Genomic DNA, 25,228 nt, shown 5'->3' with positions numbered 1-25,228 from the left:
GAGACAGCAGATGGCCAGCTTTTTGCTCAAGCGTTTGATTGCCATGATTGCCACGATTTTAACCATCACAACTTTAACGTTTATTTTAATGAAGGTCATCCCAGGATCGCCCTTCAATGAAGAACGAAATACAAACGAAACTGTCCAGCGAAACCTCGAAAGCTACTATCACTTAGACGAACCACTCTATGTTCAATATATGATTTATTTAAAATCCATCGTTACTTTTGATTTTGGTCCTTCCATTAAAAAGCCTTCTGAAAGTGTCAATGATTTATTGGCGAGAGGTTTTCCAGTCTCATTAGAACTTGGTCTTATCTCTATTTTGATTGCTGTCATCTCCGGCATCTTGCTCGGAATCATGGCTGCCCTCCGGCATAATGGCTTGATTGATTATATCGCCATGACGATTGCTGTTTTCGGTATATCCATACCAAACTTTATCTTTGCTACCTTATTAATTCAGCAGCTTGCTGTGAATGTAAAGCTCTTTCCTACAGCGATGTGGACAAGTCCAATGCATATGGTGCTTCCTACCATTGCACTGGCGGTAGGTCCAATGGCTATCATTGCCCGGTTAACGAGATCGAGCATGATTGAAGTGCTGTCGCAGGACTATATTCGAACTGCAAAAGCGAAAGGACTTTCCCCTTATAAAATTGTGTTTAAACATGCCCTGCGGAATGCACTTTTACCTGTTGTCACGATCCTTGGCACACTTGTCGCAAGTATTTTAACAGGCAGTTTTGTGATCGAAAAAATATTTGCGATCCCAGGAATGGGAAAATATTTTGTCGAGAGTATTAACAACCGTGACTATCCTGTCATCATGGGAACCACTGTTTTTTACAGCATCATCTTAATTACCCTTCTTTTCATTGTAGATGTGACATATCGTCTGCTTGATCCAAGGATCCAGTTGCATCAGAAAGGAGGAAAGGCATGAGTATACATCTTCAGCATGATCAAACGAATCAAGCGCATGAAGTGCCAGATGAATGGTTTGCTCCTAAAGAACAAAAGACATCTGAAGTCCATGCCATTAAAAGACCTTCACTTTCGTATTGGGCAGATACTTGGCGACGGTTAAAACAAAATAAACTCGCTATGTTTAGTTTATCGGTGCTGATTTTTCTTTTCGTCATGGCTGTATTAGGCCCACTCCTTGCACCGAATAGTGTGACAGAACAGCGGCTTTCCATGCAAAACTTGCCACCGTCAGCTGCTCACTGGTTTGGAACAGATGAGCTTGGACGTGATGTGTTTACACGTACTTGGTACGGCGCACGCATTTCATTATTTGTGGGCGTGATGGCCGCTCTCATTGATTTTGCAATCGGTGTCATCTATGGCGGTATTGCAGGCTATAAAGGCGGGAAGTATGACCATGTCATGATGCGGATTGTCGAGGTGCTTTACGGTCTGCCGTATTTACTTGTCGTCATTTTATTGATGGTTCTGATGGGGCCTGGGCTTGTCACTATTATTGTGGCGCTCACTGTCACAGGCTGGATCGGGATGGCAAGAATTGTGAGAGGTCAAGTCCTTCAGCTGAAAAGCCAAGAATATGTCCTTGCCTCGAAAACCTTTGGCGCAAAAAGTTTGCGCATCATCCGCAGAAATTTACTCCCGAATACGATGGGACCGATTATTGTCCAGATGACGCTGACTGTACCGACAGCGATATTTGCTGAAGCGTTCTTAAGTTTTCTCGGTTTAGGGATTCAAGCGCCGTTTGCAAGCTGGGGTGTGATGGCCAATGATGCCTTGCCGACAGTGCTGTCAGATAATGGTCACTGGTGGCGTTTATTCTTTCCGGCATTTTTTATTTCGCTGACGATGTTTTGCTTTAATAATTTAGGTGATGGCTTGCAAGATGCGCTTGATCCGAAGATGAAGAGGTGATGGCGTGATGAAAAAAATGCTTCGGATTATCGATCTGCATGTTAGCTTTCGGACATATGGCGGTTCTGTTCAAGCGGTACGCGGGGTGAATGTGGATGTGTATGAAAAAGAAACCCTCGCCATTGTCGGAGAATCAGGCTGCGGAAAAAGTGTGACGTCTCAAAGTATCATGCGGCTTCTCCCTGCATACAGCGCACAAGTCGATCAAGGGGAAATTTGGTTTCGTGATCGCAACTTGCTGTCATTATCTGAAAAAGACATGCGCAGCATACGTGGTGTCGATATCTCCATGATTTTTCAAGATCCTATGACGGCACTCAATCCGACGCTGACAATTGGAGATCAGTTGATGGAGGCTGCAAAAGTGCATCAGAAGCTGACAAAAAAAGAAGTGAAAGAAGAGGCGCTTCGTATGCTTGATTTGGTGGGGATTCCGCAGCCGAAAGAGAGACTGAAGCAATATCCGCATCAATTCAGCGGTGGCATGAGGCAGCGGCTCATGATTGCAATGGCTCTTATTTGTGAGCCGAAGGTGCTGATTGCAGATGAACCGACAACTGCACTAGATGTAACCATACAGGCGCAGATTTTAGAACTATTTAAAGAGATTCAGAAAAAAACAGGCGTGACGATTATTTTAATCACACATGACCTAGGGGTCGTAGCACAAGTCGCTGATCGAGTGGCTGTCATGTACGGGGGGAAAATCGTTGAAGTTGGGACAAGGCGAGATATCTTTTACAGTCCGCAGCATCCCTATACAAAAGGGCTGCTGCAATCCGTTCCAAGGCTGGATATGAAAGATGAACTCATTCCTATTGAAGGAAGCCCGCCTGATTTATTTGCCCCGCCAAAAGGATGTCCATATACCGATCGATGTCCGTCTGCGATGAAAGTGTGTGATCATATTATGCCGCATGAAACGCAGCGTTCACCTACACATGCAGTACATTGCTGGCTTCAAGATGAACGAGCGAAGCAAACGGTTTTATCTTCAACACAAAGGGGGAGTTTTTCATGAGAAAAACAGGTTGGATTCTCAGTATGTGCTTTATCACAGTGATGCTGCTTGCAGGATGTACAGCCAATGAGCAAGCAGGCAAAGGATCTTCAAGCAAGGGTGAAGAGAAAGTTTTAACATTAAATAACGAAAACGAACCGACATCATTTGATCCGCCCATTGGTTTTAATAATGTGTCCTGGCAAGGGCTCAATAACTTAATGGAAGGATTAACGAGACTGAATGAGAAGCACGAACCATCTGCTGCCATGGCGGAAAAATGGGACATCTCAAAGGACGGAAAAACGTACACGTTCCATTTAAGGGATGGGATTAAGTGGTCAAATGGTGATCCAGTCAAAGCAAGTGATTTTGAATATGCGTGGAAGCGGCTGCTAGATCCAAAGACGGGCTCTTCTGCGGCATTCTTAGCTTATATGATTGAAGGGGGCGAAGCGTTTAACAGCGGAAAAGGGAAGAAAGAAGATGTAAAAGTCAAGGCTGTTAATGATCAAACGCTAGAGGTCAAGCTAGCATACCCGCAGAAATCTTTCTTAAATATGACGGCAAACCCTGCCTTTTTCCCAGTGAATGAGAAGGTAGCGGAAAAGGACCCGAACTGGGCCAAGGATGCGAAAACCTTTGTCGGCAATGGACCGTTTAAGCTGACAGAGTGGAAGCATGATGAAAGCTTTACAATGGAAAAAAGTGACACATATTGGGACAAACAAACGGTCAAGCTAGATCAAGTGAAATGGCTCATGATCAGTGACCGAAACACAGATTACCAAATGTATCAATCAGGAGATTTAGATACGGCCTTCGTTCCGGCAGAACAAAGTGAAGACCTGTTAAAAAGCAAAGATGTGCAAATTGAGGATCAAGCAGGGCTGTTTTTTTATCGTCTAAATGTCAACATGGAGCCTTTTCAAAATAAGAACATTCGCAAAGCCTTTCAAATGGCGATCAATCCTCAGGATATTGTAGAGTATGTGACGAAAAATGAAGAGAAGCCAGCACGTGCCTTCGTTTCACCAGGAATTTTAGATTCAAAGGGTGAAGATTTCAGAGAAGCTGGCGGCGACCTTGTCAAACATGATACGAGTGAAGCTGTAAAACTATTAGAAAAAGGGTTGAAAGAAGAGAACTATTCTAAGCTTCCGCCCGTCACATTAACATATAGTACAAAGCCTGAAAATAAGAAAAAAGCAGAAGCCATTCAGCAACAATTAAAAGAAGCGCTAGGGGTAGATGTGAAGCTTGCCAACATGGAAGCAAATGTGTTTGCAGAAGATCAAAAGGCACTCAAATTCCAATTCTCGCAAAGTTCATTTCTAGCTGACTATGCAGACCCAATCAATTTCTTAGAGAGCTTCCAAACAGGAAATGCGATGAACCGGACAGGTTGGTCAAATGATACGTATGATCAGCTGATCAAAAAGGCGAGTCAAGAAGCAGATGAACAAAAGAGAAATCGTATGCTGCATGATGCCGAGGCACTTCTGATGGAAGAAGCACCGATCATTCCCATTCATTTTTATAACCAAGTCTATTTACAAAAAGAAGGCGTAAAGGGCATTGTCCGCCATCCTGTTGGTTACATTGATTTGAAATGGGCACAGGTAGATGGAGAGTAAATGAAAAAATGAGAGAACGGGACGCTTTGAAAAAAGCGTCTGTTCCTTTATTTGTTCATGTTATGAAGAAGATGCCCATAGATTGAAAGAAACGAAGAGAAAGAGGGGATTGGCATGAACCATCTGCCAGTGGCACTTCAAACAGGAGATACAGTGGGAATCATTGCACCAGCAAGCCCGCCAGATGAGCTGAAATTAGCAAGAGGTATTTCTTTTTTAGAAAGCTTAGGGCTAAAGGTGAAAAAGGGGAAGTATATCGACTCCCGGTATGGTTATTTAGCAGGTCATGATCATGAACGAGTGGAAGATATTCATCACATGTTTCAAGATCCAGACGTGAAGGCAGTGATTTGTGCTTGCGGAGGATACGGAACAGGAAGAATTGCAGAAGCCATTGATTATGATTTGATTCGCCGGAACCCAAAAATCTTTTGGGGATACAGTGATATTACGTTTTTACATACAGCCATTCAGCAGCAGACGGGTCTTGTCACCTTTCATGGTCCAATGCTCTCCTCTGATGTGGGACTTGAAGAGGTTCACCCGTATACAAAGGATACCTTTTTACAGCTATTCACTCCGAAAGCCTTTTCGTATACGAACCACCTGTCACCTCTTCACACTTTTTACCATGGCACGGCTTCAGGCGAAATCACCGGAGGAAATCTTGCCCTTATTGTCACGACACTTGGTACACCTTTTGAAATTGATACAAAGGGGAAGCTTTTATTGATAGAAGATATTGACGAAGAACCATATAAAATCGATCGAATGATGCAGCACCTAGCCTCTGCAGGAAAATTACGTGATGCGGCTGGATTTATCATTGGTGATTTTCATCAATGTGAGCCGAAAAAGAAAGAGCAGTCGTTAACGCTCGATCAGTTATGGGAGACGTATATTGTTCCGCAACAGAAACCTGCACTTGGTGGTTTTCGGATCGGTCATTCATCTCCAAACTTCGCCATTCCAATCGGCGTGCACGCAACATTAGATGCTACAGGGAAAAAACTTCATATTTCCCCAGGTGTTGCAGCGAAAGAGGCGATCAAATGAAAATCGTAGATGTTCGCACATGCAGAACGAATGTACCGCTAAAGAAGCCTTTCAAAACAGCATTAAGAACGGTGTATGACGCCGCATCTCTTATTGTGATCATCACCTATGATCAAGGTGATGTCAGCTATGGAGAGGCAGTGCCGACATCGGTCATTACAGGTGAAACACTGGAAAGCATCGACTATGCTATTTGCGCTGTGATGAGGCCGATCTTGATTGGGGCCTCATTGTCACAATATGAACAAATCTTTTCAGCGATCGACCGTGTACTTGTAGGCAACACGAGTGCAAAGGCTGCAATAGATATGGCGATTTACGATGGTTTAGCGAAGCAGGCTGGCCTGCCGCTTTATCAATATCTTGGTGGTTATCGTAATCAGCTGGAAACGGATTACACGGTTAGTGTCAACCGTCCGCTAGAAATGGCAGAGGATGCGAAGCAATATGCAGCTGAAGGCTTTCGTACCTTAAAGATCAAAGTGGGAAAAGATGATATAGATACGGATATTCAGCGGATCAAACGGATTCGAGAAAAAGTCGGGTCGGATATTCAAATCAGGCTTGACGCCAACCAAGGCTGGACATGGAAGGAAGCGATTGTCGCCATTCGAAAAATGGAGGCACTCGATATTGAACTAGTCGAGCAGCCAGTGCCTAAAGAAGACATCGAGGGTCTGCGCCGGGTGACGGAAGCAACAGACACATTGATTATGGCAGATGAAAGTATTTTTAGCCTCCATGATGCCATCAAGGTGTTAGAAACGAGCAGCTGTGATCTCATCAACTTAAAATTAATGAAAACAGGCGGTATCAAAAAAGCGCTGAAAATCAATAGTTTAGCAGAAGCATACGGCGTCAAGTGCATGGTTGGCAGTATGATCGAATCAAAACTAGGGATTTCCGCAGCCGCTCATCTTGCTGCAAGCCAACCGAATATTACCCGTTACGATTTTGATGCGCCGCTTATGCTCAAAGAGGACTTAATAGACGGAGGAATTATCTATCAAGGAAAAGATATTCTCTTTCCGCCGCATCATGGGTTAGGCATTCAAAGAGTGAAAGGGGTCTTATGATGTTATATGAATCAAAGGTTCCAGTCGCAAATATATGGACAGCACCGCAGTCGCCGAGAGAAATAGATCGACACGTTCTTCAAAGTTCCGTCCAGATCAAAGAATGGATTGATGAGCAAACATATGAACAGAAATTGGCCTTATGTGAAGAAAATCTTATTCAAACCCAAGTACTGCTTGGCGAACGAGTCATTGGGCTGGAGGAAACAGATGGCTGGATGAAAGTTGTCATCCCGCAGCAGGCAAGCCGGAAACACCCGCAAGGCTACCCAGGTTATATCCCTGTAGAGCAATTAAATGAAGTATCAGAGAGTGAACCACCTGCTAGTCCCTTGATTGTTTGTCAGAAAAAAGCGGTTTTATATCAAAACGGAACACCGGATATGGAGGTTAGTTTTTTAACAGAACTAGCACTTGTTGAAGAAATGAGCGATTCCTTTGATGTTCTAACTCCAGTAGGAAGAAGAGAAATCAAAAAAGAAGATGTGCGCCGTGCTTCATCACCTTCTTCTATGAGCGGTAAGGATGCCTTAGCCATAGGAAAACAATTTATTGGACTGTCATATTTGTGGGGCGGCATGAGCAGCTATGGCTACGACTGTTCGGGTTTTGTTTACAGTATGTACAAAGCGTGTGGATGTTTATTACCGAGAGACGCAAGTGACCAAGCAGTTCAAGGAACCCCAGTCGCATCAAATCATTTGGCGCCAGGTGATCTCATGTTTTTTGCCAATGACAATGGGAAAGGAGCTGTTCGCCATGTAGGGATGTATGCTGGAGATGGAATGATGCTTCATTCGCCTAAAACGGGCAGACAGATTGAACTTCTTACTCTTGCTGGTACTTCATATGAACAGGAATGGGCAGGAACAAGGCGGTATTTGAAAGCTGAGAGGGGGAGATGTGATGGGAAGTGAACCACTTCTGCAAGTCAACAACTTAAAAAAGCATTTTCATCTATCGAAAGGAAGAACGTTAAAAGCATTAGATGGTGTCACCTTTCAGCTGAAACAAGGCGAAACCTTTGGTCTTGTTGGTGAGTCAGGCTGTGGTAAATCTACACTTGGAAAAGTGCTCATGCGGCTTTATGACCCGACAGAAGGGGAAGCTTTGTATGAAGGGAAAAGTCTCCATCACTTATCGAACCGAGAATCATTTGATTTCAATAGACAAATTCAAATGGTGTTTCAAGATCCGTATTCTTCTTTAAATCCTAGGCTCTCTGTAAAAGATATTATGCTAGAACCGATGGAGATCCACCAATTGTATGGCAGTCAAAAGAAAAGACTCGAGCGTGTGAAGGAACTGCTTGAAGCGGTGGGGTTAAGTCATGATTTTGCTACGCGCTATCCTCACGAATTCAGCGGAGGACAGAGGCAAAGAATAGGGATTGCTAGGGCACTCGCCTTATCGCCAAAGTTTATTGTGGCAGATGAGCCGATTTCTGCACTAGATGTATCCGTTCAAGCTCAGGTCGTGAATTTGCTGAAAAAACTGCAAAAAGAAGAAGGATTGACGTTTTTATTTATTGCCCATGATTTATCGATGGTTAAATATATTAGCGATCGAATCGGTGTCATGTACTTAGGACATCTCGTGGAAATGACGAGCAGTGATGCTTTATATAAAACACCGCTTCATCCATATACACAAGCATTGCTGTCTGCTATCCCGATTCCAGATCCTGATGTGGAAGATAAACGCAAGCGGTTTATTTTAAAGGGAGAAATTCCAAGTCCAGTGAATCCGCCAAGCGGCTGCGTATTTCGGACAAGATGTCCTGCTGCAATGGATGTATGTGCGGACAAAAAGCCAGTATTACAAGCAGTCGAAGAAGGACATGAAGTGGCTTGTCATTTATATGATAGGAAATAGATAAAGGGAAGTAGACAAGCGTTTAAAAAGCCAGCGAGTAAAAACAAGCTGGCTTTTTGGCTTTTATGAACGCCTAATAGGTAATGTACAGCATCTAAAAGAGCCGCCGGATTTAATGATTTCTGAAAAATCCACTTCAATGACGGTGTAGCCGCGTGCTGTTAATGCAGCATTTGTTTCTTGGTTGATTGGTAAGCTGATGACTTTTTTCTGACCAATGGACAACACATTTGGTCCAAGTGTGAACTGCTCTTGCTCACTTATTTTAATGAGATCATAATGCTTTTTGAGCATATGAAGATCCTTTTCCGTAAAAGCTTCAGGGTAAATCAAGATCTCATGATGAGAAAGAATATTCATCACACAATCAAGATGCAAAATGTGAGAAGGAAGATGAATAGGAATGATGTCGTGATTCGGCAATTCTTTTTTGAGTTGCTGGATGGCGGCTAGATTTGTTCTTTTGCTGATCCCCACAAATACCCGTGTTTGGTCTACAAGCACATCGCCGCCTTCAATCGTTCCATCATCCAGCGTGATGGTTGTCCATCCTTTTGTCTGTGCCCATTCTTTTAAGGAATGTTCTTCTCCTTGTCTGACAGGGGCTGCCATGTTTGAAACAAATAAAGTCTGTCCAATTGTAAATCCAATATCCCGAGTGAAGACTTGTTCAGGGAATCGTTCATTTGCAGGAAGAAGGACAGGCCGGACATGATGGTTTTTCAGCGTTTGGATGAATTGCTTATGCTGCGTGAGGGCTTTGATTTGAGAAATATTTTCTCTTGCAAAATGCTTTTGGGTTTCATTGATGATCTGTTTAATTTCCATATAAATTGGACTGCATAAGAGGACTTCTTGTAAATCATCATATTCACTCATACATTGCGGCGTTTTATACACTTTCTCTGATTTCATAGAATCCATCAAAGGGCCTCCTTGTTTATCGATAGTTATATTATTCCTCCTTCTAGTAAATGTTGAAACATTTCCGAAAGAAAATCTCTCATGAGAGACTAAAGCAAAAAGTTTAGACAAACCTAATAGAATAGTGTTTAATAAAAGTCGTTCCGCATCAACGAAAACAGCAAGAAGGAGCTATGACGATGAGTGAAGAAAATTTCAAATACTGCAAGGAATCGAAAGTTGTGAAAACCAGCAGGGTATTTCCCCTCGATACGAATAACCACCAAACGTTATTTGGCGGGAAATTAATGAGTTATATAGATGACATTGCTTCCATCTCGGCAGCAAGACACAGCCGTAGTGAAACAGTCACCGCATCAATGGATTCAGTTGATTTTTTAGAGCCGATTGGACAGAAAGAGTCCGTCTGCTTAGAATCTTATGTGACATGGGTCGGCACATCTTCTATGGAAGTATTCGTCAAAGTCATTAAGGAAAACTTGATGTCTGGAGAGCGCAGACTCGCAGCAACTTCATTTCTTACCTTTGTCTCGCTTGATGAAAACGGGAAGCCAAAACGAGTTCCACAAGTCATGCCGGAAACAGAGGAAGAAATCATGCTTCATCAAACAGCGAAGCAGCGGGCAGAGGAAAGAAAAAGCCGCCGGAAGCATAGTAAAGCTTTGGCTGACGCACTTGGGACGGATAAGCCTTGGGCGTAAAAATCACCCTTTAAGCGGTGATTTTTTTTTGAGTCGGTATCTTGCATGGCAAGATAGTGTGTGGTAAGATCAAACTATCTTGTCATGCAAGGTACTGAAAGCGGAGGATCGATGATGACACAATCAACACAAATGCTAAAAGGAATTTTAGAGGGATGCCTGCTGTCGATTATTTCTGAAGGTGAAATTTATGGCTATGAAATGACAAAGAAGCTTGCGCACTATGGATTTGATCAGATTAGTGAAGGAAGTATTTATCCGATCTTGCTGCGTATGCAAAAAGAACAGCTGGTCAGTACGTCCACAAAAGCATCGGCGAGCGGGCCGAAAAGGAAATACTATACGCTCACACAAAGAGGCGAAGAGGCGCTGACAGATTTTATCATGCGATGGAAAGAGCTGTCAGAGAATGTAGAGCGATTATTACATAAAGGGAAGTGAGAAGATGGTAACAAAAGAAACGAGACACATCTTATTAGAGCTGCAACTCTATCTCATATCAAAAGGGAAAAATCAGGACGAGATCGACGAAGTGATGGATGAATTAACGACACATGCTGTCGAAGCTGAGAAAGATGGGAAAACAGGGGAAGATGTATTTGGCGGAGATCCACGGGGCTTTGCTGACGAGCTAGCGAAAGAGCTCTCTAGAAATCATAAAGACTGGGTTCCGTTTGTCAGTGCTTTTTTAATTGGGTCTCTTTTTTACATGATGTTAGCAGATGCCATCAGTCAAAGTTTATCGTATTCTTGGTATGCACTCATTGGTTATCCGCTCATCATAGTGGCCAATGTGATCATGACCATTGTGATGTTTAGAGCTTCTGCCTTTCAAACAAGCAGGAGGGCATTCTTTTACTTTTGGATATTAGGTGTTTTTCAGATGACAGCCTTGATCACAGTGAAATTATTGGACCAAAAACTTGGTACTCCTTTACTTGTGCTGACCTCGAGCCAAAGATGGGGCGTCATTCTTCTGTTACTGCTGTGTATTATCTTATTAAATGCCATATTAAAGGCGAATATGGTGTCGCTCATTCCGGTGATCTTCTTTGGACCGCAACTTCTATTCGAATGGCTTGGATGGACATCACCTCTCATGCTTCTTTTCACAAGTCTGGCATCCATTTTGATTTTAGTCTTGCTCACAATCGCTTTTTTACGGAAAACAAACAAGAAAAATGAACATTTAATGTAAATAGAGCACATTACTTGCGATGTGCTTCAGCGTGTAGACAAACCCTCGCATTCTTTGTCAGTCCTGCGTGCTGGTGCTCACGAATGTCAAATTCGCTCCGCGCCAGTACTCGTCCTTCCTAGGGCTGCAAAGGTTTTCTATCACGCTGAAAAGAAGACAAAGGGCTAAAATCAAGTTCATTTTAGCCCTTTGTCAACAATCTGGAGCACATCTCTTGCGATGTGCTTTTCTTTTTCTAAAAAAATGTAGATATGGGATCACATTTTTCTTTACAATGAGAAGAGGACAAAAATGAAAAGGGGTTCTGTGATTGGATATTGTATGGGGGTATGTACTCGTTTTTATATTGGCTGCTTTACCTTTCTTTGAAGTGGTTGGTGTCGTTCCGCTGGGGATTTTAAGTGGTCTGCATCCTGTGACAACGGCAGTTATTGGATTCGTCGGCAACTTTCTTACCGTCTTGCTACTCATCGTCTTCGTAGACCGATTTAAAGCGTGGTGGCTGAAGAGGAAAGAGGAGAAACATGATGAAAAAGGAGAGAAAAAACAGCTGAAAGCCAGAAAGGTTTGGGAACGGTATGGTCTCCCTGGTTTGGCACTTATCGGTCCTTTTATCATTGGCAGTCATTTAGCGGCTTTTATGTGTATGAGCTTCGGTACGAAAAGAAAACAAGTCACTGTGTGGATGACGGTCAGTTTAATCATGTGGACCGCATTAGCTGCTAGTTTAACGGGTGCGGGGTTCCATTACTTTGCCCCAGATTCAAATGGGTTGTTCGGAGATATTTTTAGCAAGTAAGCAAGGAGGATAAAAAATGGCATATCAAACACGGATCGTGCTTGAAACAGAGCGCCTCAGACTGAGAACAATGGATGAAGACGATGCGCCTTTTTTATATGAAAAGCTGTTCCAAGATGAAGAGGTCATGAAGTATTATCCTTCACTAAAGGATGAAGAGCAGACAAAAGAGTGGATTGCTTGGAATCAAAAGAATGACCGCACGTATCATACATCCCTGTGGATCATTGAAGAAAAAGAAACGAAAGAACCACTTGGACAAAGCGGAATTGTTCTCCAAAACGTCGAAGGACAAACAGAGCTTGAAATTGGTTATATGCTAAAGAGATCGGCATGGGGAAAAGGATATGCTGTTGAGGCTGCAAAAGGCTGTCTTGCGTATGGTTTTGACGAAATGAAGGTGAGGCGAATGGTTAGCTTAATTCGCCCTGACAATGAAGCGTCAGTCAAGGTCGCAATGAAAATGGGGATGAAAAAAGAAAAAACCATTTCAAAATGGGATCAAATGATTGATGTTTACAGTGTTACTCGTGACGGAAAAAGCGGCTCGCTTGAATCATAAGGAGAGCCGCTTTTTCTTTTGTTCTAACTGAAGTAAATATTTCTTTCGTTCGATTCCCCCGCCATATCCGCCAAGTTCACCGCTTGTTTGAATGACTCGGTGACAAGGAATGATGATGGCCAACTGATTGGCACCATTTGCATTTCCAACTGCCCGAACCAAATGGGGATCGCCAAGCATGATGGCAAGATCTCGATACGATCTCGTTTCGCCTGGCGGAATCTGTAAGAGAAGATCCCATACCTTTTTCTGAAAAGGGGTGCCATGTATAGCAAGTGGCACAGTAAACTGCGTGAGTTTCTTTTCAAAATATAAGGCCAATTCCTTTGCTAATTGCTGATGGACGTTTGTTTCTCCAACTAAAATACGGGCATGATGTTTTTTTCTGATGTTCTCAATTTCTCTTTCTAATCCTCGCCTGTCCATAAATTCAAGCAAATACATATGGGTTGCATCTGAAATGCTCATCATCCGCCCAATCGGAGTAGAAATAAAATTCGCATGCAAAATATTGACTTGCGCCTTTTTGGGTGGATTTCCCATGATTTTCGTAAAGGCATCATTGAATGCACTGGAAGACTCGTAACCGAAGGTGACTTGCTGATCTATGACTTTTTTTCCGTTCAGAATCTCTTTAAACGCTAACCCCATTCGGCGTGATCTAGCATATTGAACAAAGGTCATTCCATAGATTTCTTTAAATTTTCTCCGAGCTGTTGCAGAGTGAATCCCTAATTGGCGAAAATCTTCTTCTTTCCACCGTTTCTCAGGACTCTCTTCAACTGCTGATACAAGTGTTTTGACTTCTTCTGGAATGCTGTTAGGATATGTTAAAGGCGTGCATCGCTTACACGGCCGATACCCTGCAAGCAGCGCCTCCTCTGCTGTAAAGAAAAACTCGCAGTTTTCATATTTTGGTTTTCTAGCAGTACATGTGGCATGACAGAAGATGCCGGTTGTTTTAATACCAGCAAAAAACGTGCCATCATATTGCGGATTCTTATCAACAAGTGCTTGATAAAATTCGTGTTTTTGTTCGTCGGTCATCATCATTTGATCCACCTCTTGTTTTATTATATCAGTGATGTGGTCGTTCCTCTTTCTAACATTTAGTATACTTCGCTTTCATCCACTTTCTTTCGAAAAATGAACAAGTATATTTGAAGGGGAAAAGCAAAGTGGTAGACCGGCATATCAGGGTGTGATACACTTTTTCATACAGAATCGGCTCTATGCTAGATCTGATTATCATGAATTGGTTTTCTAGGGTTCCGTGCGGGCAGCGCAGTCTGGACCGAGAGAAAACACATAGGGTCCTCTAAGAATGGGCCGTATGGACACGGAGGGATAAAAGCCCGGGAGATTTGATCAAACGATCGATTTCCGGGCTTTTTTTATTGCTTGGAATCGGTAAGAAAGGAAGAGATCGAATGAAATGGGGAAATGTTTTGATTGCAGCCGTATTTGAAGTCGGCTGGGTAATGGGGTTGAAATATGCTGGCTCTATATTGGAATGGAGCGCAACCATCGTTTGTATTGTCGTCAGCTTTTATCTACTCCTGAAAGCCACGACGGTACTTCCAGTTGGCACACTTTACGCCGTTTTCACCGGACTTGGAACAGCAGGTACGGTCATAGTAGGGATGGTCATGGGTGAGCCGGTACAGCTAGTAAAATTACTTTTGATCATGGTCCTTTTAAGCGGTGTATTAGGACTCAAATTGACCACAGGTGAAAAGAAAGGGGAGGCTGAATCGTGAGCTGGCTTTTACTCATTGGGGCAGGCATCTTAGAAATGCTTTGTGTCACCATGATGAATCAATTCCAGAAAGATCGCCATGTCAAATGGATTTTCTTCATAGCAGCTGGCTTTTCGCTTTCCTTTCTGATGCTGTCTCTTGCGATGAATACAATTCCGATGGGAACGGCGTATGCGATTTGGACAGGAATCGGAGCAGCTGGAGGAGCGATTGTCGGAATGCTGTTTTATGGTGAGTCGAAAGACGCAAAACGTATTTTATTTATCGCACTCATTTTATCAGCAGCGGTCGGGTTAAAAATCATTGAATAAGAAAAGGCTGGCAAACATGTGCCAGCCTTTTTGCTACATCGAATGATGATTGGAATCGTTTTCATTTTTGCGGTAAAGCTGACTCACAAGCAGAAAACATACACCAAATGTAAGTAAAGGAATGAGTCTTTCTCCGGTCATAAATAGATAAATGCCCGTGATGAGACATACGATGCCGAGCCAAAAGCTCACTTTACCAAACAAAGTCATGTTTTTCATCTCCATCACTCCTTTTGTGATAAAAGGTCTATTCATATTATATCACGCTAGGTGCAGAATTGAATGAATATTCAATAAAAAACACGACGCTTAATTGCTTTTTCTCTTTCCAGTCCAGTATAATATTTCATTAGAATGAAAAATGTAAATGAGGTCATAAGACATGAGAACATTGATTACAGAGAAACTTGAATTACACAGACAAAAGCATGAGCAAAAAGGAAGGCTTTTAGTCAGCTGCCCGGATCAGCCTGGTATTGTGTCAGCTGTTTCTACTTTTTTATTTGAACATGGAGCAAACATCATTGAATCTAGTCAATACACAACAGATCATGAGAGCGGCCGATTCTTTTTAAGAATTGAATTTGATTGGAAAGACATTTCTGCCAACTTAGATCAATTGAAAAGCAGCTTTGAGCCAATTGCGCAATCATTTCACATGACGTGGAGCATGTCGCGTGCAAGTGATCTGAAAAAGCTGGCGATCTTTGTGTCCAAAGAGCTTCATTGTTTACATGAACTTTTATGGGAATGGCAAAGCGGTAATTTAATGGCTGAAATAGCGGTTGTCATCAGCAATCATGAAACGGCAAAAGATACAGTCGAAGCACTCGGCATTCCATTCCACTTCGTGAAAGCAAATAAAGACATTCGCCAAGATGCAGAAAAACAGCAACTTGCATTATTAGAAGAGTATGATATTGATGCGGTTGTGCTTGCGAGATACATGCAAATTTTGACGCCAGCCTTTATTGAACAGCACCCGAACAAAATCATTAATATTCATCATTCCTTCCTGCCGGCTTTTATAGGGGCTAACCCTTACAAGCGTGCATATGAGCGAGGGGTTAAACTGATTGGCGCGACTTCCCATTATGTCACCAATGATTTAGACGAAGGACCAATCATTGAACAGGATATTGAGCGGGTAGATCATAGAGATGATGCAGAGACATTAAAAAATATTGGCCGCACGATTGAGCGCAGTGTGCTTGCCCGTGCTGTCAAATGGCATCTAGAAGATCGAATCATTGTCCATGAGAATAAAACGATTGTGTTTAATTGACCGCTTGACTTTTCTGAAGCAATTGGTGATAATATAAAAAAATTAACGAGCGTTGAGAAGGAATAGTAAGCAGGACCTGCTGTGTAAAGAGAGCAAATGACACGCTGAAACATTTGCCGCAGACAGCTGCTGAACCTACCCTTTGAGCCTTAGAGGAAAAATCTAAGCGCATGCCTGGCGTTACAGGAGTTGAGTGGAATAAGCAGACGTATGCTTATTCAATGAAGGTGGTACCACGGAAAATCCCTTTTTCGTCCTTTACATAAGGAGAAAAAGGGATTTTTTATGTGGTGAAAGGTATAGCGGAGGGAATCAATGATGAAAAAGCAGAGGATCGTCATAAAAATTGGTAGCAGTTCATTAACAGAGCAAAAGGGAGCCATTGATGAACAAAAAATGCAGGATCATGTCAAAGCCATTGCAAAGCTAAAAGAGGCAGGACATGAAATCATTCTCATTTCGTCAGGTGCCGTTGCGGCGGGATTTGGCAGTTTAGGATATCCGTCAAGACCTGTAACCTTAAAAGGAAAGCAGGCTGCTGCTGCCGTAGGTCAAGGCTTGTTAATGCAGAAATATACAGAACTATTTTCACAGTTTCAGATGACGCCTGCACAAATGCTTTTAACACGTAATGACTTTTCAGATCGTACAAGATATCGAAATGCTTACGCAACGATGATGGAACTGATCGAAAGAAAAATTTTACCGATCATTAATGAAAATGATTCTGTGTCCATCGAGGAGCTTACCTTTGGTGATAATGACATGTTATCAGCACTGGTGAGTGGCTTAATTCATGCAGACCAATTGATCATTTTAACAGATATCAACGGAATTTATGATGCCAATCCAAGTGAGAATCCTGATGCGAAGCGGTTTGATGTGCTGACTCACATTTCAGATGAATTGTTCTCATATGCGAAGAGTACGGGTTCAAAGGTTGGAACAGGCGGGATGAAATCTAAGCTTTCAGCTGCACAAACAGCTCTCTCCCTTGGCGTTAAAGTCTTCATTGGTACAGGTGCAGGGGAAGACAAGCTTCTTCACATTCTCGCTGGTCAAGGGGACGGCACATATATTGGTGAACAAGACTTATCATCAGTCAATAACCGTCGCCAATGGATTCAATTCCACTCACCAGTCTCTGGAAAGATCATGATTGATGCGGGGGCAGAGGCGGCGATTTTGCATAATGGAAGAAGTCTTCTTCCAGCTGGTGTCATTGATGTAGCTGGTGAATTTTCTAAAGGAGAGGTCGTCGAAGTCGTTGGTCCAAACGGGTTAGTCGGTAAAGGGCAAACATTGTATGATTCAGATGAGCTTCTTGGCATTAAAGGGATGCGAAGTCAGGAGCTTTCTTATGAAAAACCTGAAGTCATTCACCGAGATCACTGGGTTCAGCACATACAAAACTGAGGAGGGAAAACGATGAATGAAGTTCTAGAAAAAGCAAAAAAGGCAAGCGCAGCCAAAGATCAGCTGCTATTAAAAACAACTGAACAAAAGAATGCTGCATTAGACGCTATTGCAAAAGCATTAAAAGCATCTTCAGCGTATTTAATTGCCGAGAACCAAAAAGATGTTCAGGCGGCTATAGACAAAGAGTTTACGCCATCTGTGATCGACAGAATTACATTAACAGAAGAGAGAATTGAAGCGATTGCAGACGCTACGCATCAACTCATTCAGCTCAAAGACCCAATTGGTGAAACATTAGAGACCATTCAAAAAGAAAACGGGCTTTTCATTGAAAAAGTACGTGTGCCTCTTGGAACGGTTGGGATGATTTACGAAGCAAGACCAAACGTGACAGTCGATGCGGCCACTCTTTGCTTGAAAACTGGAAATGCTGTGATTCTTCGAGGAAGTTCATCGGCCATTCATAGTAATAAAGCGATTGTGAAAGTCATTCATGAAGCGCTGCAATCAACGGATATTCCTGTAGACAGTGTACAATTGATTGAAGATACAGGCCGTGAGACGGCTAAAACCCTGTTCACTTTAAATGACTATCTAGATGTCCTGATTCCACGTGGAGGGAAACATTTAATTGATCTTGTTGTGAGAGAGTCTACTGTTCCAGTACTTGAGACGGGTGCAGGGAATTGTCATATTTACATTGATGAAACAGCTCAAAAAGAAATGGCTGAACAAATTGTTCTGAATGCGAAAACACAAAGACCATCTGTTTGTAATGCCATTGAGAGCATTGTCATTCATGAAACATGGGCACAAGAACATGGCGCTTCGCTCTTTGAAGCACTTCAGACACATGGTGTAGAGATACGGGGCGATGAAGCAGTATGTGCAATTGCACCGAGTGCCACATTAGCGACGACCACTGATTTTGAAACGGAATTTTTAGCGCCGATTGTCAGTATTAAAACCGTCAAGACCATGGAAGAGGCGATACAGCATATTCAAATGTATAGCTCTAAGCATTCTGAAGCGATCATTACGGAAAACGACCAGCATGCGGCACTTTTCTTAACAGCCGTTGATGCTGCCGCTGTGTATCATAATGCATCTACCCGGTTTACAGATGGCTTTGAATTTGGCTACGGAGCGGAAATCGGCATTAGCACACAAAAATTGCATGCTAGAGGACCAATGGGTCTGCCAGCCCTAACCTCTGAAAAATTTGTCATTCGTGGGCAAGGACAAATAAGAGAATAACCGATTCAAAAAGAGAGTCTTATCGCACAAGGCTCTCTTTTTCCTTTCATTTTTGTATTTCTTCGGTCAAGTATGATAAAATATGGTAATGTTTTATATTTTGAGAAGATTGGAGAAGGCAACGTATGGCGAAAATCATTCCCTCTTCGGATATTGGAGTGAAAATCAACAAGTGGTATGAATTAATCCGCAGATTTGATTCAGAACAAGCAGAACAGTTAAAGCAGGAAATTCGCACCTCTCTTGATTCAATGGAAGAAGATCAGAATTTGCTTCTCTATTTTTCTTTAATGGAATTCAGGCATGAGGTCATGCTCGATTATTTAAAGCCATTAAAGGAAGGAAAGCTTCGCGCCAACTTTTCCGAGCTTTCGAAAGAAATAGATGAGCATCAAACGCATGTCACAGGCATGCTTGAATATTACTATCATTTCTTCAGAGGCATGTATGAGTTCGGCCGGAGAGAGTACATTGCTGCCATATCGTCCTATCAAAAGGCAGAGCACAAGCTTTCTTTTGTATCCGACGATATTGAACGTGCAGAATTTCATTTTAAAATGTCAGAAATATATTATCACATGAAACAAACACACATTTCGATGCACCATGCCAAACTAGCGCTGGATGTCTATATTCAGCACGAACTATATGCGCTTCGTACCATTCAGTGTGAATTTATTGTAGCCGGTAATTATGATGATATGAGAAGGCATGAAAAGGCATTGCCACATCTCGAAAGAGCACTTGCAAGATCAAGAGACTTTCAGAATGTGCGTTTTATTGCTTCTTCTTTGTTTAATATGGGCAACAGCTATTACAGAATGGGAGACTTGAACCGCGCACTCGACTTAATGAAAGAATCCATCTCATTATTTGATCAAAACCAATCTGATCATCTTCGTCGATCGATAGACCCTCTTTATACAGCCGCTCAGATCTTATACAAACAAGGTAAAAACAATGAAGCATTATATTACAGAGAAGAATGTATGAAACGAGCAGAAGCTCTGCAGGATGACATTCATATTCAGAAGACCATTTTTTTAGAAGCATTGTACTTACGACAAGATGCAGAGCATATTAAACGGATTTTCCATTTTTTAGAATCTTCCTATGCATATCCAGATATAGAAGAGCTGGCTTTAGACACCGCAAAGTATTATAATGAAATGGAGGATTATGAAAAATCTTCCATGTTCTATGGGGAAGCGGAACATGCTCGTATCTATATTCAGAGAGGGGATTGTTTATATGAATTTTAAAAAATGGGCAGTCGTCTGTACAAGCATCACAATCTTGGCATTATGGATCACATCACCTAATGCCGACCCCGATAACAGAAACCATACGCTAGAAAAACCGAATCCGCAGCATATCACGATCTAAAAAGCCCTTTTTAAAGGGCTTTTTTTATTGACCGCTTCAATCATCGTAGGTTGCACATTCATAAAAATAAAAAATGGAGGAAAGATGAAAGTGAGTGTTTTTCATTGACTCTTGAATTTAGATTGTGTACAATTCAATTGTAGAAAATATTAATAGAGCGAAAGAGGGTTATATTCATGTCAGAAGTTTTATTTACTGCAACGGTATCAGCTGTAGGAGGAAGAGAAGGTAAGGTTGTGTCAACAGATGGCGTACTAGAGCATGATGTAGCAATGCCAGGAACGCCAAGAGCGAAAAAGCTTGAGAAAGCAACGAATCCAGAGCAATTATTCGCAGCGGGCTATTCTGCATGTTTTGATTCAGCTCTTCAAATGGTCGCAAGACAAGAGCGTATCCGTTTTGAAAGTGAAGTAACGGCACATGTAAGCTTAGTCAAAGACAGTTCAGACGGCGGTTTCAAACTAGGTGTCAAATTAGAAGTAAAAGGAACTGGCATTGAGCAATCTGCACTTGATGAACTTGTTCATAAAGCACACGGCGTTTGCCCATACTCAAAAGCAACGCAAGGAAACATTGAAGTAGAATTAGTAGCTGTCGCTCAATAATAAACATCAAAAAAAGGCTGAGGGAATATTCCCTCAGCCTTTTGATTGTGTTAATTTTTGCAAAAGCTCATGTAAAGAAGCGCGAAGTGTTTTCAGCTCTTCTTCTGATCTGCCTGTTCCAGACAGCATTTGAAATGGAATCGAAGTGGCCTTCTCTTGTAAAGCTTCTCCGTATTCTGTTAAACGAATTTGGACCGAACGCTCATCCTCTTTCGAACGTTCGCGGATGATGAGTCCATTTTGTTCCATTCGTTTTAGCATAGGTGTGAGTGTACCGGAGTCTAAATATAAAAGCTCTCCCATTGTTTTCACATTTAATGTCCCATGCTCCCATAACAAAAGCAGTGCCAAATATTGCGGGTATGTGATATTTAACTCTTCTAATAATGGTTTATACTGCTTCGTCATTTCTCTTGAACTTGCATATAACAAGAAACAAAGCTGATTTTCCAGCTTCATATGTTCAAATTCATTTGTCATATCTGTCACCAACTATTTTTTGTCATACTTATCATTGTATAAGATTTTCTTCCTTTTTAAAATAAATACAGACTAAAAATGAAAAATTCTTCAATGTGCCATAAATGTTTGAGCAACGAATAGAACGTGAAAGGTATAAGTAGAAGAAGGAGGAGATCAAGATGAAACCATTATTTACTGCAAAAGTAAAAGCACAGCATGGAAGAGCAGGACATGTTCGTTCTGATGATGGTGTGCTTGACCACAACATTGTGATGCCAAACGCAAAGAAAGATGGAGAAACTGGTACGAATCCTGAGCAATTATTTGCAGCGGGTTATGCGGCCTGCTTCGGAGGGGCGCTTGAACAAGTCGCCAAGAAGCAAGGTGTCGAAATTGAATCAGAAGTAGAAGGACATGTCAGTCTATTAAAAGATGAAAGTGATGGCGGTTTTAAACTTGGCGTGAAGCTGATTGTTTCCGCTAAAGGGCTTGACCATGACAAAGCGAAAGAGCTTGTTGAGGCTGCACATGAATTCTGTCCATATTCAAAAGCAACAAGAGGAAACATCGAAGTAGAGCTTGAAGTGGCGGAATAATGAAAAGAAAAAAGGGCTGAAATTTAGCCCTTTCTCAACAATCTACTGACACCTGCTGTGGAGCAGGTGTCTTTTTTTAATATTCTTTCTTTTTGTCGTATGTGTCCCATGCTTCAAATGGAGCAAGGGTTTTTTGAAGGGTCAGCTGGTAAAATGGAATGTTTCTTGATTCGTATTCTTTATTGATTTCTTCATAAATAAAGGAGTCATCAAAACCAGAAGTCGCTGCATCCTTGTGTCCAGCGGCAAAATATACGGCCTTTGGTCTAGCCCAATAGATAGCACCAAGACACATTGGACAAGGCTCACAGCTTGTATACAAAATACAGTCTTCTAATTGATATGTATGTAGTGTTTGGCACGCCTTTCGAATAGCTGTCACTTCTGCATGTGCAGTTGGATCATTACTCGTTGTGACATTGTTGCTTCCCTCTGCAATAATCTGACCGTCTTTGACAATGACCGCTCCAAAAGGGCCGCCTGTGCCACTATTTACTCCTTCTACTGCAAGATCAATTGCGCGTTGTAAAAAAGCTTCGTGATTCATTGTCTTCCTCCCTTTATTCGACTGACTTCTCTAGTATAAACGAATCATGATAGAAAAGGAATCATTGTAGGAGGAGATCGAACAGGACAATTTACGCATAAAAAACCCCTGCCAAATGTTCAGCAGGGGAAGAGTGAGTCCATTATGCGTGCTGCGCTAGCTTTTTACGAGCGACTTCAGCAGCTGTCACCATGTTTTTCAAAGCAGCAATGGTTTCAGGTTCTTGTCTTGTTTTCAGTCCACAGTCAGGGTTGACCCAGAAGCGATCTGTCGGACAGACGTTCAGTGCATCATCAATGATTTTACTCATTTCTTCAACAGCTGGAACGCGCGGGCTGTGGATGTCATATACCCCAAGTCCAAGACCTTTCAAATACGGGTGTTTTTCTAAATAATCGAGGAACCCGCCATGACTACGTGAATGCTCAATCGTAATCACGTCTGCATCAAGGTCTTCAATCGTATCAACAATATCCTCGAAATTGCTGTAGCACATATGTGTATGAATTTGCGTTTCATTTTGAACAGACGATGTCGATAGACGGAATGACTCTGCTGCCCAGTTTAAGTATGCTGCCCAATCACTCTCTTTTAAAGGAAGACCTTCTCTTAGCGCAGGTTCATCCACTTGAATCACTTGAATACCCGCTGCTTCTAACGCTTCTACCTCTTTGCGTAAAGCAAAAGCGATTTGGAAGGCAATGTCTTTACGAGAGATATCTGTTCTTGGGAAAGACCAGTTTAAGATCGTGACAGGCCCTGTCAGCATTCCTTTGACTTTTTTCTCTGTTAAGCTTTGAGCGTAAACCGTCTCTTTCACTGTCATTGGCTCTGTAAATTCTACATCTCCATAAATGATCGGCGGCTTTACGCATCGTGATCCATAAGATTGAACCCAAGCGAATTTTGTAAAGGCAAATCCAGCGAGTTTTTCACCGAAGTATTCAACCATGTCTGTACGTTCAAATTCTCCATGAACGAGTACATCTAGGCCAATCTCTTCTTGAATATCAATCCATCTTTTTGTTTCTTTTTTAATAAATTCATCATACTCTGCATCTGTCCACTCATTTTTGCGCCATTTTTGACGAGCACTGCGCACCTCAGCTGACTGAGGGAAGCTTCCGATTGTTGTGGTTGGAAGAAGCGGCAGTTCAAGAGATTCATTTTGAATGCGTAGTCGTTCTTCAAAAGCAACTGGACGTTTAAAATCTTTTGATGAAAGGCTGTTGCGCTCTGCTGTCAGGTCGGCATTCGTTCCTTTCGCGAATTCTTTTAACGTCAGAAGTGCTTCATTTGCTGCATGGATGTCTGCATCAATGGCAGCCGCTCCTTTTGATAAGCCTTCTTTTAATAGCGTTAATTCAGCCAGCTTTTCAGTGGCATAAGAAAGTCCGTTTAATAGTTTTTCTTCAAGCTGTTCGCTCGGATGTTTTGCAACTGGTACATGTAGCAGGCTGCTTGAAGGCTGTAGCCATACTTCTTTCGGCTGCACGTCAGCAATCACTTCAGAAATAAACGATAATCTTTCTCCTAGATCTGATCTCCAAATATTTCTGCCGTCGATGATACCGGCTGCTAAAATTTTATCTTTTGGGAAGCCGTGTTTTTTCACTTGTTCAAGGTTTCGTCCTTGATCATGGACAAAATCAAGACCGATGGCTTCAACAGGATACGTGACAAGCTCTTCATAGGCATCTACTGAGTCAAAGTATGTTTGAAGGAGAACGTTTAAGGCAGGTACAGCTTCTTTAATCGTTTGATAGATGGCTTTTACTGCTTTCACGTCTTCACTTGAAGCTGTGACTAAAGCAGGCTCATCAATTTGAACCCATTTTACACCGGCTTCTTCAAGCTCTTTTAACAACTGAGTATAAAGCGGCACTAGGCGCTGCTGAATCTCTTTCACTTCATTGGCTTCATAGCCTTTAGAAAGAGAAACAAATGTATAAAGACCAAGGACGACAGGTTTTGTTTCAACACCAAACGCTTTTTTCACCTTTTCGTATGCTTCAAGCGGTTTGTTATGTGTGAGTTTGAATTCTGTGCTTTTTTCGTATTCTGGAACGATGTAGTGATAGTTTGTATTAAACCATTTTGTCATTTCACTTGAGACAGCATCTTTTGTTCCTCTTGCCATCGCAAAGTATGTATCTAGCGGGTCTTTCAAGCTGCGGAAGCGCTCTGGAATCCAATTGAACATAACGGCAGTATCCAGCACGTGATCATAGAAGGTAAAGTCTCCAGAAGGAACAACGTCAATTTGTTGATCAATTTGAGTTTTAATAGCGGCTAAAAATTGTTCATCGAGTGTGCTTAAGAGGGTTTCTCGGTCAGTTTGACCTTTCCAATAAGACTCAAGTGCTTTTTTCCATTCTCTGTTTAAACCAATTCGCGGGAAACCTAGATTACTTGTTTTAACAATTGTCAATTCCAATTCCTCCTCTAAATATAAAAAGACACTCACACTCATGGTCAAGATTGATGAGGGCAAATGTCTGGTTTAAAAAGACAAAATGTGTGTGCGAAAGAAGGCGTAAGTATCAATGACGAACGCTTTTCCGACATCTCCTATCAACCGTAGGGGGTTTGATGTGATAGAGCGGCTGGTATCCTGGCTCGCGAATTTGCAAGCTTTTCATCCTTCCCATCTTAATGACAGTGGATTATTAACGAAAAGCTCTCCTCACTTACAGTGGCGGGACCGCGCCGGATTTTCACCGGTCTTCCCAATTAAAATTCGATGTGTGATCGAATTACCGACTCTCAAACTATGAATTTATTGTGTTCGATTATATAACGTTCACTTCATTTCGTCAAAGTAAATTTTGAATAATTTTAATTAAAAAAATCCTGAGAAAATTCTA

General features: G+C 42.0%; 28 protein-coding genes, 2 riboswitches and 1 other annotated feature. Of the genes, 22 read left to right on the top strand and 6 right to left on the bottom strand.

Annotated elements, in window-relative coordinates:
• The first annotated feature begins 10 nt into the window (after positions 1-10).
• The 8 genes from EBQ12_RS03070 (at position 11) to EBQ12_RS03035 (ending at position 8,549) form a co-directional block, all read left to right on the top strand.
• Complete coding sequence (locus EBQ12_RS03070) at positions 11-946, top strand: ABC transporter permease (RefSeq protein ID WP_008346233.1); 936 nt, start codon at positions 11-13, stop codon at positions 944-946.
• Positions 943-1,905, top strand: a complete 963-nt coding sequence (locus tag EBQ12_RS03065) for an ABC transporter permease (RefSeq protein WP_024719611.1) — start codon at positions 943-945, stop codon at positions 1,903-1,905. Before EBQ12_RS03070 ends, EBQ12_RS03065 begins: the two co-directional genes overlap by 4 nt.
• 7 nt (positions 1,906-1,912) lie before the next feature.
• Complete coding sequence (locus EBQ12_RS03060; RefSeq protein ID WP_007498841.1) at positions 1,913-2,926, top strand: ABC transporter ATP-binding protein; 1,014 nt, start codon at positions 1,913-1,915, stop codon at positions 2,924-2,926.
• The gene (locus EBQ12_RS03055) at positions 2,923-4,542 is read left to right on the top strand and encodes a peptide ABC transporter substrate-binding protein (protein ID WP_072367664.1); all 1,620 of its coding nucleotides are present in this window, start codon (positions 2,923-2,925) and stop codon (positions 4,540-4,542) included. Before EBQ12_RS03060 ends, EBQ12_RS03055 begins: the two co-directional genes overlap by 4 nt.
• 114 nt (positions 4,543-4,656) lie before the next feature.
• Positions 4,657-5,598, top strand: coding sequence for a S66 peptidase family protein (locus EBQ12_RS03050; protein WP_125588999.1), 942 nt, complete (start codon positions 4,657-4,659; stop codon positions 5,596-5,598).
• The gene (locus EBQ12_RS03045; RefSeq protein ID WP_125588997.1) at positions 5,595-6,674 is read left to right on the top strand and encodes a dipeptide epimerase; all 1,080 of its coding nucleotides are present in this window, start codon (positions 5,595-5,597) and stop codon (positions 6,672-6,674) included. Before EBQ12_RS03050 ends, EBQ12_RS03045 begins: the two co-directional genes overlap by 4 nt.
• Complete coding sequence (locus tag EBQ12_RS03040; RefSeq protein WP_125588995.1) at positions 6,674-7,591, top strand: C40 family peptidase; 918 nt, start codon at positions 6,674-6,676, stop codon at positions 7,589-7,591. Before EBQ12_RS03045 ends, EBQ12_RS03040 begins: the two co-directional genes overlap by 1 nt.
• Positions 7,581-8,549, top strand: coding sequence for an ABC transporter ATP-binding protein (locus tag EBQ12_RS03035; protein WP_008346217.1), 969 nt, complete (start codon positions 7,581-7,583; stop codon positions 8,547-8,549). Before EBQ12_RS03040 ends, EBQ12_RS03035 begins: the two co-directional genes overlap by 11 nt.
• Before the next feature lie 63 nt (positions 8,550-8,612).
• On the opposite strand, the gene EBQ12_RS03030 is transcribed toward EBQ12_RS03035, so the two are convergent.
• A complete protein-coding gene (locus tag EBQ12_RS03030) occupies positions 8,613-9,473 on the bottom strand; it encodes a dimethylarginine dimethylaminohydrolase family protein (RefSeq protein ID WP_125588993.1) in 861 nt (286 codons plus the stop codon).
• A 179-nt stretch (positions 9,474-9,652) separates the two neighbouring features.
• On the opposite strand from EBQ12_RS03030, the gene EBQ12_RS03025 reads away from it, so the two are divergent.
• The 5 genes from EBQ12_RS03025 (at position 9,653) to EBQ12_RS03005 (ending at position 12,733) form a co-directional block, all read left to right on the top strand.
• On the top strand, positions 9,653-10,174 hold the full coding sequence (locus tag EBQ12_RS03025; protein ID WP_008346212.1) for an acyl-CoA thioesterase: 522 nt from the start codon (positions 9,653-9,655) through the stop codon (positions 10,172-10,174).
• Between the two features lie 114 nt (positions 10,175-10,288).
• On the top strand, positions 10,289-10,615 hold the full coding sequence (locus EBQ12_RS03020; protein ID WP_052320600.1) for a PadR family transcriptional regulator: 327 nt from the start codon (positions 10,289-10,291) through the stop codon (positions 10,613-10,615).
• A 4-nt stretch (positions 10,616-10,619) separates the two neighbouring features.
• Positions 10,620-11,372 (top strand): HAAS domain-containing protein, encoded by a 753-nt coding sequence (locus EBQ12_RS03015; protein WP_125588991.1) that lies wholly within the window; start codon positions 10,620-10,622, stop codon positions 11,370-11,372.
• Between the two features lie 310 nt (positions 11,373-11,682).
• Positions 11,683-12,171: a small multi-drug export protein gene (locus EBQ12_RS03010; RefSeq protein WP_007498817.1), complete on the top strand. Its 489-nt coding sequence runs from the start codon at positions 11,683-11,685 to the stop codon at positions 12,169-12,171.
• A gap of 16 nt (positions 12,172-12,187) precedes the next feature.
• Positions 12,188-12,733 carry a GNAT family N-acetyltransferase gene (locus EBQ12_RS03005; protein ID WP_035392303.1) on the top strand — a complete coding sequence of 182 codons (546 nt, stop codon included), beginning with the start codon at positions 12,188-12,190 and terminating at the stop codon, positions 12,731-12,733.
• Here the strand turns inward: EBQ12_RS03005 and EBQ12_RS03000 are convergent.
• Positions 12,728-13,786 (bottom strand): bifunctional transcriptional activator/DNA repair enzyme AdaA, encoded by a 1,059-nt coding sequence (locus EBQ12_RS03000; protein ID WP_125588989.1) that lies wholly within the window; start codon positions 13,784-13,786, stop codon positions 12,728-12,730. The two genes, EBQ12_RS03005 and EBQ12_RS03000, sit on opposite strands and share 6 nt — an antisense overlap.
• Before the next feature lie 199 nt (positions 13,787-13,985).
• A riboswitch (guanidine-I (ykkC/yxkD leader) is annotated at positions 13,986-14,097 on the top strand.
• A 66-nt stretch (positions 14,098-14,163) separates the two neighbouring features.
• Between EBQ12_RS03000 and EBQ12_RS02995 the strand changes: the two genes are divergently transcribed.
• Positions 14,164-14,493 carry a DMT family transporter gene (locus tag EBQ12_RS02995; RefSeq protein ID WP_024719620.1) on the top strand — a complete coding sequence of 110 codons (330 nt, stop codon included), beginning with the start codon at positions 14,164-14,166 and terminating at the stop codon, positions 14,491-14,493.
• Positions 14,490-14,804 (top strand): DMT family transporter, encoded by a 315-nt coding sequence (locus EBQ12_RS02990; RefSeq protein WP_017359126.1) that lies wholly within the window; start codon positions 14,490-14,492, stop codon positions 14,802-14,804. Before EBQ12_RS02995 ends, EBQ12_RS02990 begins: the two co-directional genes overlap by 4 nt.
• A 33-nt stretch (positions 14,805-14,837) precedes the next feature.
• Here EBQ12_RS02990 and EBQ12_RS02985 read toward each other — a convergent pair whose 3' ends face one another.
• A complete protein-coding gene (locus EBQ12_RS02985; RefSeq protein WP_017359125.1) occupies positions 14,838-15,023 on the bottom strand; it encodes a hypothetical protein in 186 nt (61 codons plus the stop codon).
• Between the two features lie 163 nt (positions 15,024-15,186).
• Here EBQ12_RS02985 and purU point away from each other — a divergent pair, with 163 nt between their 5' ends.
• The 6 genes from purU to EBQ12_RS02955 all read left to right on the top strand — a co-directional run bounded on the left by purU (position 15,187) and on the right by EBQ12_RS02955 (position 20,756).
• Positions 15,187-16,089 (top strand): formyltetrahydrofolate deformylase, encoded by a 903-nt coding sequence (purU, locus tag EBQ12_RS02980; RefSeq protein WP_125588987.1) that lies wholly within the window; start codon positions 15,187-15,189, stop codon positions 16,087-16,089.
• 43 nt (positions 16,090-16,132) lie between these two features.
• Positions 16,133-16,351, top strand: a binding site (T-box leader).
• 56 nt (positions 16,352-16,407) lie between these two features.
• Positions 16,408-17,505 (top strand): glutamate 5-kinase, encoded by a 1,098-nt coding sequence (gene proB, locus EBQ12_RS02975; RefSeq protein ID WP_125588985.1) that lies wholly within the window; start codon positions 16,408-16,410, stop codon positions 17,503-17,505.
• Positions 17,506-17,517: 12 nt separating this feature from the next.
• Positions 17,518-18,765, top strand: coding sequence for a glutamate-5-semialdehyde dehydrogenase (locus EBQ12_RS02970; protein ID WP_125588983.1), 1,248 nt, complete (start codon positions 17,518-17,520; stop codon positions 18,763-18,765).
• Between the two features lie 125 nt (positions 18,766-18,890).
• Entirely contained in the window at positions 18,891-20,027 is a 1,137-nt protein-coding gene (locus EBQ12_RS02965; RefSeq protein WP_008346192.1) for a response regulator aspartate phosphatase, read from the top strand.
• Entirely contained in the window at positions 20,017-20,151 is a 135-nt protein-coding gene (locus EBQ12_RS02960) for a hypothetical protein (RefSeq protein ID WP_008346190.1), read from the top strand. The genes EBQ12_RS02965 and EBQ12_RS02960 overlap by 11 nt, the downstream gene beginning before the upstream one ends.
• Before the next feature lie 176 nt (positions 20,152-20,327).
• Complete coding sequence (locus EBQ12_RS02955) at positions 20,328-20,756, top strand: organic hydroperoxide resistance protein (protein WP_017367099.1); 429 nt, start codon at positions 20,328-20,330, stop codon at positions 20,754-20,756.
• 33 nt (positions 20,757-20,789) lie between these two features.
• Here the strand turns inward: EBQ12_RS02955 and EBQ12_RS02950 are convergent, their stop codons facing one another.
• Positions 20,790-21,236, bottom strand: a complete 447-nt coding sequence (locus EBQ12_RS02950; RefSeq protein WP_008346188.1) for a MarR family winged helix-turn-helix transcriptional regulator — start codon at positions 21,234-21,236, stop codon at positions 20,790-20,792.
• Positions 21,237-21,397: 161 nt separating this feature from the next.
• Between EBQ12_RS02950 and ohrB the strand changes: the two genes are divergently transcribed.
• On the top strand, positions 21,398-21,814 hold the full coding sequence (gene ohrB / locus EBQ12_RS02945) for an organic hydroperoxide resistance protein OhrB (protein WP_046343356.1): 417 nt from the start codon (positions 21,398-21,400) through the stop codon (positions 21,812-21,814).
• Positions 21,815-21,890: 76 nt separating this feature from the next.
• Here the strand turns inward: ohrB and guaD are convergent, their stop codons facing one another.
• Complete coding sequence (gene guaD / locus EBQ12_RS02940; RefSeq protein WP_008346184.1) at positions 21,891-22,361, bottom strand: guanine deaminase; 471 nt, start codon at positions 22,359-22,361, stop codon at positions 21,891-21,893.
• Positions 22,362-22,503: 142 nt separating this feature from the next.
• Positions 22,504-24,792, bottom strand: a complete 2,289-nt coding sequence (gene metE, locus EBQ12_RS02935; protein WP_017367101.1) for a 5-methyltetrahydropteroyltriglutamate--homocysteine S-methyltransferase — start codon at positions 24,790-24,792, stop codon at positions 22,504-22,506.
• 156 nt (positions 24,793-24,948) lie between these two features.
• Positions 24,949-25,141: riboswitch (cobalamin riboswitch) on the bottom strand.
• Positions 25,142-25,228: the final 87 nt, after the last annotated feature.

Origin of the sequence: Bacillus sp. 2B09 (genome assembly GCF_003946835.1) — a bacterium.
In the GTDB taxonomy this organism is placed as follows: domain Bacteria; phylum Bacillota; class Bacilli; order Bacillales; family Bacillaceae; genus Bacillus; species Bacillus altitudinis.
This window is presented reverse-complemented; position numbering and strand designations above follow the sequence as displayed.

Coding starts and splice junctions, on each gene's coding strand:
- EBQ12_RS03070 (WP_008346233.1), top strand. CDS start 11: ATGGCCAGCTTTTTGCTCAAGCGTTTGATTGCCATGATTGCCACGATT.
- EBQ12_RS03065 (WP_024719611.1), top strand. CDS start 943: ATGAGTATACATCTTCAGCATGATCAAACGAATCAAGCGCATGAAGTG.
- EBQ12_RS03060 (WP_007498841.1), top strand. CDS start 1,913: ATGAAAAAAATGCTTCGGATTATCGATCTGCATGTTAGCTTTCGGACA.
- EBQ12_RS03055 (WP_072367664.1), top strand. CDS start 2,923: ATGAGAAAAACAGGTTGGATTCTCAGTATGTGCTTTATCACAGTGATG.
- EBQ12_RS03050 (WP_125588999.1), top strand. CDS start 4,657: ATGAACCATCTGCCAGTGGCACTTCAAACAGGAGATACAGTGGGAATC.
- EBQ12_RS03045 (WP_125588997.1), top strand. CDS start 5,595: ATGAAAATCGTAGATGTTCGCACATGCAGAACGAATGTACCGCTAAAG.
- EBQ12_RS03040 (WP_125588995.1), top strand. CDS start 6,674: ATGTTATATGAATCAAAGGTTCCAGTCGCAAATATATGGACAGCACCG.
- EBQ12_RS03035 (WP_008346217.1), top strand. CDS start 7,581: ATGGGAAGTGAACCACTTCTGCAAGTCAACAACTTAAAAAAGCATTTT.
- EBQ12_RS03030 (WP_125588993.1), bottom strand. CDS start 9,473: ATGGATTCTATGAAATCAGAGAAAGTGTATAAAACGCCGCAATGTATG.
- EBQ12_RS03025 (WP_008346212.1), top strand. CDS start 9,653: ATGAGTGAAGAAAATTTCAAATACTGCAAGGAATCGAAAGTTGTGAAA.
- EBQ12_RS03020 (WP_052320600.1), top strand. CDS start 10,289: ATGACACAATCAACACAAATGCTAAAAGGAATTTTAGAGGGATGCCTG.
- EBQ12_RS03015 (WP_125588991.1), top strand. CDS start 10,620: ATGGTAACAAAAGAAACGAGACACATCTTATTAGAGCTGCAACTCTAT.
- EBQ12_RS03005 (WP_035392303.1), top strand. CDS start 12,188: ATGGCATATCAAACACGGATCGTGCTTGAAACAGAGCGCCTCAGACTG.
- EBQ12_RS03000 (WP_125588989.1), bottom strand. CDS start 13,786: ATGATGATGACCGACGAACAAAAACACGAATTTTATCAAGCACTTGTT.
- EBQ12_RS02995 (WP_024719620.1), top strand. CDS start 14,164: ATGAAATGGGGAAATGTTTTGATTGCAGCCGTATTTGAAGTCGGCTGG.
- EBQ12_RS02985 (WP_017359125.1), bottom strand. CDS start 15,023: ATGAAAAACATGACTTTGTTTGGTAAAGTGAGCTTTTGGCTCGGCATC.
- purU (WP_125588987.1), top strand. CDS start 15,187: ATGAGAACATTGATTACAGAGAAACTTGAATTACACAGACAAAAGCAT.
- proB (WP_125588985.1), top strand. CDS start 16,408: ATGAAAAAGCAGAGGATCGTCATAAAAATTGGTAGCAGTTCATTAACA.
- EBQ12_RS02970 (WP_125588983.1), top strand. CDS start 17,518: ATGAATGAAGTTCTAGAAAAAGCAAAAAAGGCAAGCGCAGCCAAAGAT.
- EBQ12_RS02965 (WP_008346192.1), top strand. CDS start 18,891: ATGGCGAAAATCATTCCCTCTTCGGATATTGGAGTGAAAATCAACAAG.
- EBQ12_RS02960 (WP_008346190.1), top strand. CDS start 20,017: ATGAATTTTAAAAAATGGGCAGTCGTCTGTACAAGCATCACAATCTTG.
- EBQ12_RS02955 (WP_017367099.1), top strand. CDS start 20,328: ATGTCAGAAGTTTTATTTACTGCAACGGTATCAGCTGTAGGAGGAAGA.
- EBQ12_RS02950 (WP_008346188.1), bottom strand. CDS start 21,236: ATGACAAATGAATTTGAACATATGAAGCTGGAAAATCAGCTTTGTTTC.
- ohrB (WP_046343356.1), top strand. CDS start 21,398: ATGAAACCATTATTTACTGCAAAAGTAAAAGCACAGCATGGAAGAGCA.
- guaD (WP_008346184.1), bottom strand. CDS start 22,361: ATGAATCACGAAGCTTTTTTACAACGCGCAATTGATCTTGCAGTAGAA.